Annotated in this window: 3 protein-coding genes; 2 read left to right on the forward strand and 1 reads right to left on the reverse strand. The window is 36.5% G+C overall.

The genetic code is table 11. The annotated features are described in order from the left end of the window. On the forward strand, nt 1–1,401 hold a 1,401-nt coding region (locus ACFIL2_RS01210; protein WP_375680208.1), incomplete at its 5' end, for a YfjI family protein. A gap of 543 nt (nt 1,402–1,944) precedes the next feature. After that, complete coding sequence (locus ACFIL2_RS01215; RefSeq protein ID WP_375680209.1) at nt 1,945–6,867, forward strand: DEAD/DEAH box helicase; 4,923 nt, start codon at nt 1,945–1,947, stop codon at nt 6,865–6,867. Between the two features lie 787 nt (nt 6,868–7,654). Here ACFIL2_RS01215 and ACFIL2_RS01220 read toward each other — a convergent pair. After that, nucleotides 7,655–8,207: DUF6990 domain-containing protein (locus tag ACFIL2_RS01220; protein ID WP_375680210.1), on the reverse strand; the 553-nt coding region annotated here is incomplete at its 5' end.

Raw genomic sequence — 8,207 nt, forward strand, 5'->3', positions numbered from 1 at the left:
CGCTATGTTTATGACGTTGCTGACCGTCAACAAGCGCCTCTCGATTTTGTGGCTGTCGCTGCTTTGTGTGGCTTGGCTGCTGTGATTGGCAATGGCGTGCGGGTTGCCCCAAAACAACATGCCAATTGGAAAATTGTTCCTAATCTCTGGGGTACCATTGTGGGGGAACCTTCGACCATGAAAACAGGTACCATGGACGCTGCTTTAGAACCTCTTTATGAATTTCAAGATGAATGGCATCAAGAGTGGGTAAAGAAGAAAAAACAGCAAGAAACAAAAGAGATTCTTAGTGAATTAGATAAACGAGAAAAGAAAAAACAAGCCTATAAAGCACTCAAAGATCAAGACGAAGAACAAGCCCTTGCTCTTCTTTCACAAACTCTTGAACACAAAGAAAGTGAGGAAGATGACAGTTCTATAAAACGCCGTCTTATCGTCAATGATGTGACCGTTGAAAAGCTTGGGGAACTCTTAAAAGAAAACCCCCGTGGTCTCTTGTTGGTTCGTGATGAATTAGCTGGTTTTTTATCTAATCTGGCAAGAAAGGAATATCAATCAGACCGTTCTTTCTATCTAACCGCTTTTAATGGCAATAAATCTTACACCTATGACCGTATAGGACGGGGAACCATTTTTATTCCCAATGCAACTGTCTCTATTATAGGGGGTATTCAACCTGCACGTATTATTCCCATTATTCAAGACATGCACCGTGGAATAAACGATGATGGTCTTATGCAACGGTTTCAAATGCTGATCTATCCCGATGAACGACAAGAGCAGTTATGGGTTGATAGACCTCCCAATCAAAAGGCATGGGAAAGTTATCAAGGGGTTTTTCGTTCTCTTTATGATAAACCATTAGGATCACCAAAATATCCGATAACTATACGCTTTTCTGCCGAAGCCCAAGAAATGTTTCGTGAATGGTGGGAAGATTTTCAGAAAAGAATAAAGAATGGTCATTTCTCATCAAGTTTAAAAGCACATCTTTTGAAAATGAATCAAACCATACCAACCCTTGCGTTGATTTTTGAACTGGTTGAGGGTGGGCGTTTGGAAATCAATAAAGATGCCCTTGAAAGAGCCTTGTATTGGGAAAAATATTTGTTAAGTCATGTCAAAAGGCTTTATGCGGCGGCGGATAGCTTAGCAACAGAGGGGGCAAAATTAATTGTCGAACGTTGTGATTGTTTACCCGATGTTTTTACAACAAGGGATATTTATAAACGTGATTGGAAATGTTTCAAAGATAATGAAGCCGTTAAGCAAGCTTTAGAGCTTTTATGCCGTTGTAACTATATACGTGAAATCTCTGGAGACAAGAGCTCACAAGGCGGTCGCCCTACCATACGCTATGAATGGAATCCCTTAGTGACAAGCCATAAAACATCACACTGAGGCAATTTGGAAATCTTATAGAACATTAACAATATAACAGTGAACTCTTCAAAGCACTCCCCATTATGAGTTTTGGGGGTGTTTTTATACGTATTATTTTATTTTTTTAAACAAAAATAAAAGTTATTATATTTCAGTACGTTAATGTTTTAAATAAACAACCTATATTAAACACAATCTGTAAATACAATCTATGATATATATAAAAAGGGGTTTTGTAGGGGTTTTGGGGGTTTTAAGAACCTACAAAACCTCTCTATAAAACCTATCAAAGTACTCATTCTGATATTTTAAAGCACGTAGTACATTTATCTTGATTAATCCGTGAAATGAATAGCAAATTTCACTACTTTGCTGATCTTATCCCATGTCATGGGCTGTTGATAAGCAGCCTTAAAGACCCCTTTTGAAAAAATATCAGCTTTTTTTAGCAGTTTTTTCCCATTTTTATCGTTATTTGCTTTAAATGCATTTAATTGAATTCGTTTTGATTCTTTTGATGATTATTAATCATATCATAAGGCAAGGGATTTTTATTACAATATGCTGCAATCTGTTAACTCTGATAATGAACACGTCACTTTACGCTCTCTGTTGGAATATTATCGTCAAAAAGCTAAATCACCCCGTGAATTAGGAACCATGTTTGAAAACCTTGTCATGGTTTATTTGAGTGAAGACCCGCTTCAAAAGCAAGAATACGAAAAGGTTCAGACTTATTATGAATGGGCGCAAGAGCATGATGAAGATGGAACGGATATTGGGATTGATCTGGTGGCTACAATCCGTGATGAAGGGGGTTATGCTGCCATTCAATGTAAATGCTATGATGCCTCTCACATAATTAAAAAAGAAGATATTGATAGTTTTATTGCTGCCTCAGGCAAAAAAATCTTCACCCGTCGCATACTGGTTGATAGCACCGAAACAGATTGGAGTGACAATGTTGAACTGACTTGTGAGGGGCAAGAAATCCGCCCTCAACGGATTAATCTGTTTGATTTAGAAAACAGTCAAATCGATTGGGGAGCTTATAAAGAACAAGGACAAGCTGTTCTTAAAGAGAAACCCAAGAAAAAGCTTTTAGATCATCAAAAAGAAGCCCTTGAGAAAGTCTGTGAAGGTTTAAAAGAAGCAGACCGTGGCAAGCTCATTATGGCATGTGGAACGGGGAAGACTTTTACAAGCCTTAAGATAGCAGAAACCATAGCAGGTCAAGGCAAGCGTGTATTGTTTCTGGTGCCCTCTCTCGCTCTTATCTCTCAAACAATTCGTGAATGGACAGAAGATACAGAAGTATCCTTGCGTTCCTTTGCCGTATGTTCGGATACGCAAGTAGGTAAGCGTCGTAAGAATAAAAATGATGATGAAGCTGGTCTCGATGCATCAGACCTTGTTTTACCGGCTACGACCGATGCCAAAGAGCTTGCGCGTAAAGCCAATAAAACTTCTCTTGATGTAATGACTGTGGTCTTTTCGACTTACCATTCAATCCAAGTGATTTCGGATGCGCAAAAAAAGTATGATTTACCCGAATTTGATCTGATCATCTGTGATGAAGCACACCGTACCACTGGAGCTGTGTTAGGAACAGACAAGCGTGAATCTGAATTTATCAAGGTTCATGATAACAGCATCATTCGGGGCAAAAAACGTCTGTACATGACGGCAACCCCTAAGATCTTTACCGACAAGCTGAAAAAGAAGGCTGACGCATCTGATGCTGTTCTGGCGTCCATGGATGATGAAGAGCTCTATGGAAAAAATCTTTACACGTATACTTTTTCAAAAGCTCTAAAAGATAAACTTTTAACACCCTATAAAGTTATCGTCTTGGCTGTTGATGAAGCAATTATTAACGCAACGATTCAGAAACGCCTTAAAGATAAAAATTCCGAACTTATTCTTGATGATACAACTAAAATCATTGGCTGCTACAAAGCACTTTCCCAAATAGAAAAGAAGGAAGAAGATGGCATAAAACCTATGCGTCGTTCTCTGGCTTTTTGTAAAAATATCAAGACGTCTCAATTAGTTAGCGAACTATTCAATGACGCCATTGATGAATATCATAAATTTGTTCCCGAAAGTAAGACTTCTCTTATCTTTGATGTTAAGCACATTGATGGATCTTTTAATGGCAAAAATCGTAATAAATTACTTGATTGGCTTAAAGAAGAGACAGATGAGAATAACTGCCGTGTGTTAACCAATGTCCGATGTCTCTCTGAAGGAGTCGATGTCCCTGCTCTTGATGCGGTTATGTTTTTACACCCGCGTAAAAGTCATGTGGATGTGATACAAGCGGTGGGGCGCGTGATGCGTCGCGCAGAAGGTAAAACAACAGGCTATATTATTTTACCCGTTGGTATTCCCTTTAATATTCCACCACAACAGGCTTTAGAAAACAATACGAAGTATGATGTCATCTGGCAAGTTCTCAATGCTTTGCGTGCTCATGATGACAACTTTAAAAACAAAATAAAAGCCTTAGAGCTAGACCAAAATGTTCGTCATGTGTTTGAGATTGTAGGAGTCACTTTTGACCCAGCTTTACAAGCAATGACCGCTGTTGTTGACGAACTCTCTTTCCACGCAAAATCGGAAAGTGTTGGGCTTCATATTGGTTCAGTAGCAAGTGAAAGCTCTTATAAATATGGAGGACAAAAAGAATTCGAGTTTTATGTTGATGAATTATCGCGTGCTATTAAGCCCATCATTGTCAAAAAATGTGGAGAGCCTAATCAGTGGGGAAATTGGGCTGGCAATGTAGCTGCAATTGCACAAAATCATATTATTCGTCTTAAAAGCATACTCGCTGATAAAAAGAGTGAAGCCTTTCACGCTTTTGATGCCTTTCATAAAGAATTAAAGAACGGTTTAAATGACAGTATCGAGCAAGAGGATGCACTCGAGATGTTGGCGCAACACCTTGTGACACGACCTATTTTTGAATCCTTGTTTGATGGAAATGAGTTTGTGAGTAAAAACGCCATCTCGCAAGCGATGGAAAAGATCTTAAGAGAACTTGATAAGATGAATATCAAAGACGAAGCCAAAGATCTTGAAAAGTTTTATCAAAGTGTAAAGGATGATACAGAAGATATTATTGAAACGCGAGCAAAACAGAATCTTATTATCAGACTTTACGAAGATTTTTTTACCAAAGCATTCAAAAAGACAACAGATAAGCTTGGCATTGTTTATACGCCTATTGAAATAGTTGATTTTATCTTACATTCCGTCAATGATGTTTTAGAGCAAGAGTTTGAACAAAGCTTAAGTTCTCGAGGTGTTTCTATTCTTGACCCTTTCACTGGAACGGGGACTTTTATCACAAGGCTTTTACAATCTGGACTGATAAAACCAGAGGATATGGAATATAAGTTCCGAAATGAAATCAAAGCCAACGAGATTGTTCTCCTAGCCTATTACATAGCAGCCATTAACATTGAATCGACTTATCATAGTCTTATGAAAGGAGATTATATACCCTTTGAAGGAATTTGTTTAACTGATACGTTTCTGATGTTAGAGGAAAAAGATTTTTTTACACGCTATATGTTTGAGAATTCAGAGCGGTGTAAAAAACAGCAGGAAGCAGATATCCAAGTTATTGTTGGCAACCCTCCTTATTCAACAGGTCAAAAAAGTGCCAATGATAATAATCCAAACGTCCATTATGATACTCTTAATGATAGCATCAAAAATACATATGCATCAGGTTTGAATGTTGGTACTAACCGTAAAGAGCTTTATAACAGTTATATTCAAGCAATTAGATGGGCTAGTAATCGTTTAAGTTCTCAAGGCGGCGTTGTAGCCTATGTTTCTGGAAATGGATGGATAGATAAAATATTTGCGGATGGTATGCGAAGATGCTTACAAAATGAGTATTCTGCTATTTATATCATCAATCTTCGTGGTGATATTCGAAAAAATATAAAATCAAAAGAACAATCAAAAGAAGGGGGGAATGTTTTTGGCTCTGGAAGTCAAAGTGGAATAGTTATAACTCTTTTTGTGCGCAATCCAAATAAAAAACAACCGTGTAAGATTTACTATCATGATATTGGTGATGACCTTTCTACAAAGGAGAAATTATATCTCTTACATAAATTAAAAAGCATAAAAGGAATAATACAATCCAAACAGTTTATTGAGATTACGCCTAATGAAAAACATGATTGGATAAAGCAAAGAGTTGCTGATTTTGATCAATTCATACCTATGGGGGATAAAAGTACCCCTATAGATTCTAAAATTTTTGAAGAAGTCTCACTTGGTGTACAATCAAATAGAGATGCTTGGGTTTATAATTTTTCGAATGATACACTAGATGAATCTATTCAAAAAACAATCAAATATTTTAATATACAAAAACGACTTATCTCCAAGAACCCGTCTATATCTGTAAAAGAAATTATTGATTATGATGCTACAAAAATTGGATGGTCTAGGGGGCTTCGTTCCAAACTGAAGCAAGAAATAGATGCAAAATTTGAACCAAATCTAAAAGCTCTCGTTCTTTATCGCCCGTTTATGACAATGTGGCATTATACATCACCATTCCTTAATGAGATACTAGGACAAACGCATCAATTTTTTAATTCAGATATTCCGCATAATCTTGGAATTTGTATTTCGGGTAAAGGAAGTCTATCTCATTTTTCCTGTCTCATGACTAATAAACCAATCAATTATCACACATTAGATACAACAAAATGCTATCCACTTATGTTCTATTGTGAAGAGAAAAAAACTCATGACCAGAGTTTGTTTGCTACAAATGTAAAAAAGAAAGTTCGTGATGGTATTACAGATGCGGGATTAGCACATTTTAAAGCCGCTTATCCTAATGAGAATATAACAAAAGAAGATATCTTTTATTATGTTTATGGAATTTTGCATTCGGAAGATTATCGTGCCCGTTATGCACATAATTTATGCAAAGAATTACCTCGTATCCCTTGCGTAAAGAGTGCTGGTGATTTTTGGAAATTTGTAACAGCAGGGCGTGAATTGGGTCATTTGCACGTGAATTATGAAAGCATAGAACCTTATCCTGTGACCTTTAAAAAGGGTAATCCAAAAGTTACAGAGATCTCTAATCCAGAAAAGTTTTATTATGTAACTGAAATGAAATTCGCAAAAATTAAGGATAGTAAGAAAAAGGATAAAACCACTGTTATTTATAATAGCAATATCACAATAACAGATATCCCTCTTGAAGCTTATAAGTATATCGTCAATGGAAAGCCTGCTCTTGAATGGGTTATGGGGCGTCAATGCGTTAAGACTGATAAAAAGAGTGGTATTGTCAATGATGCCAATCGCTATGCTGTTGAAACCATTGGCAACCCTGCCTACCCTCTAGAGTTATTTCAAAGGGTTATTACTGTAAGTTTAGAAACAATGAAAATCGTAAAAAACTTACCAAAATTGGAAATAAGAGAAACTGAATAACTTATAAAGCATGCTCACATAATGGGTATGATAAACGCATAAGAGGTATAGAGCTTATAACCATAATCTATATCTCTTTTGTGAAGTTGATTAGATACAATCCTAATATGCATTATTCTAAAAGATAAGGCTTGCATTTTTAAACACTGTACTTTGGATTGCCTTTAAGAGGTTATACCGTAATCTAAAATGATAGCTTTATGCTTTTCAAAAGCTTTGTTTAAAGAGAGTTATGTATATTCATTTTACTTATAGGTTTTGAATGTTTCCACCCCCCCAAAACCCCTACAAAACATATAGCATTAGTTGAATTTACAGGTTGTATTTTGATATAGGTTGTTTTTTTTGGAAACTTGATAAAAGTTAACATATTGATATATAATAAACTTTTATTTTTTATTGAAAAATATGTAAAGGGGGGGCGTAAAAAGCGCCTCCAAAACCCCCAAAACTTATAACCATAATGGTCTTGATAGCATTTCTTATGAGTTACAAGCTATCTTTTGAAAGGCTTAAAGGATCATATGCTTTTCATAAAGCACATTTTAATCATTCACTAAAATCATAAGATTCGTCTGTTAAATAAACAGACATAACCGATAAAATAGACAATAATCCATAAAAAGGAGTTTTGATAATCTATGAAATAATAGGTTGTTTCTTTAAAATCTTGCACCAAAACCATGATCAGAGCCATACCACTGTTGAGTTTCTCAACTAGTGATCAAGGCTTTGGAGCGCGTCTTATTTTCTAAATTTCTGAAATCTTTTTGATATTTTTTAGGTGCTATTTCTTGTCTTTTTTTCCGATAAAATTGACTATTTTCTCTTTCCACGAGCGGGATTGCTCCTTGCTGATAACCTCTTGTTGATCATCAAGCTTTTCTGCCGCCCGTTCAATCAAAGCGTAGCTCAGTTGCTTGGTTTTTGCTATTTCTTTGGCTAAAGCTAATGCACGTTCAAGGTGGGTTTTGTTGATGCTCTCGTCAAAGCCTAGGTGATCCTCTGCTGCAAAACTTTTCTGATAAGATTGCAAGGTTTCAACATCACCCAACAAAGCAAGAGCACCAAGATGAAGCAAAGCATAATCCGTATCATCTCCCTTATCCGTTACATCCTGTTGCAAAGGAGCTATACTATAATCAGAGCGAAGTCTTTTAGAAAGGTCAATGTCTGTTACCGCCCATTCTAAAGCATCATCAAGCGCTTGTTTTAAGCGCTCCTCACTGACCTCTGGTTCAAAGATTTCTAACCCCTTTGCTTCAAAATTAAGCTGTATATCTGGGATATCTTCCGTGTGGGTAGGATCAATGAATTTACAAGCAGCGGAAAGAATACCC

Source organism: Bartonella sp. AP30XZML (assembly GCF_042195945.1).
In the GTDB taxonomy this organism is placed as follows: Bacteria; Pseudomonadota; Alphaproteobacteria; order Rhizobiales; family Rhizobiaceae; genus Bartonella.

Excerpts from the sequence above, each read along its gene's own strand:
- ACFIL2_RS01215 (WP_375680209.1), top strand. The coding sequence starts at position 1,945 with ATGCTGCAATCTGTTAACTCTGATAATGAACACGTCACTTTACGCTCT.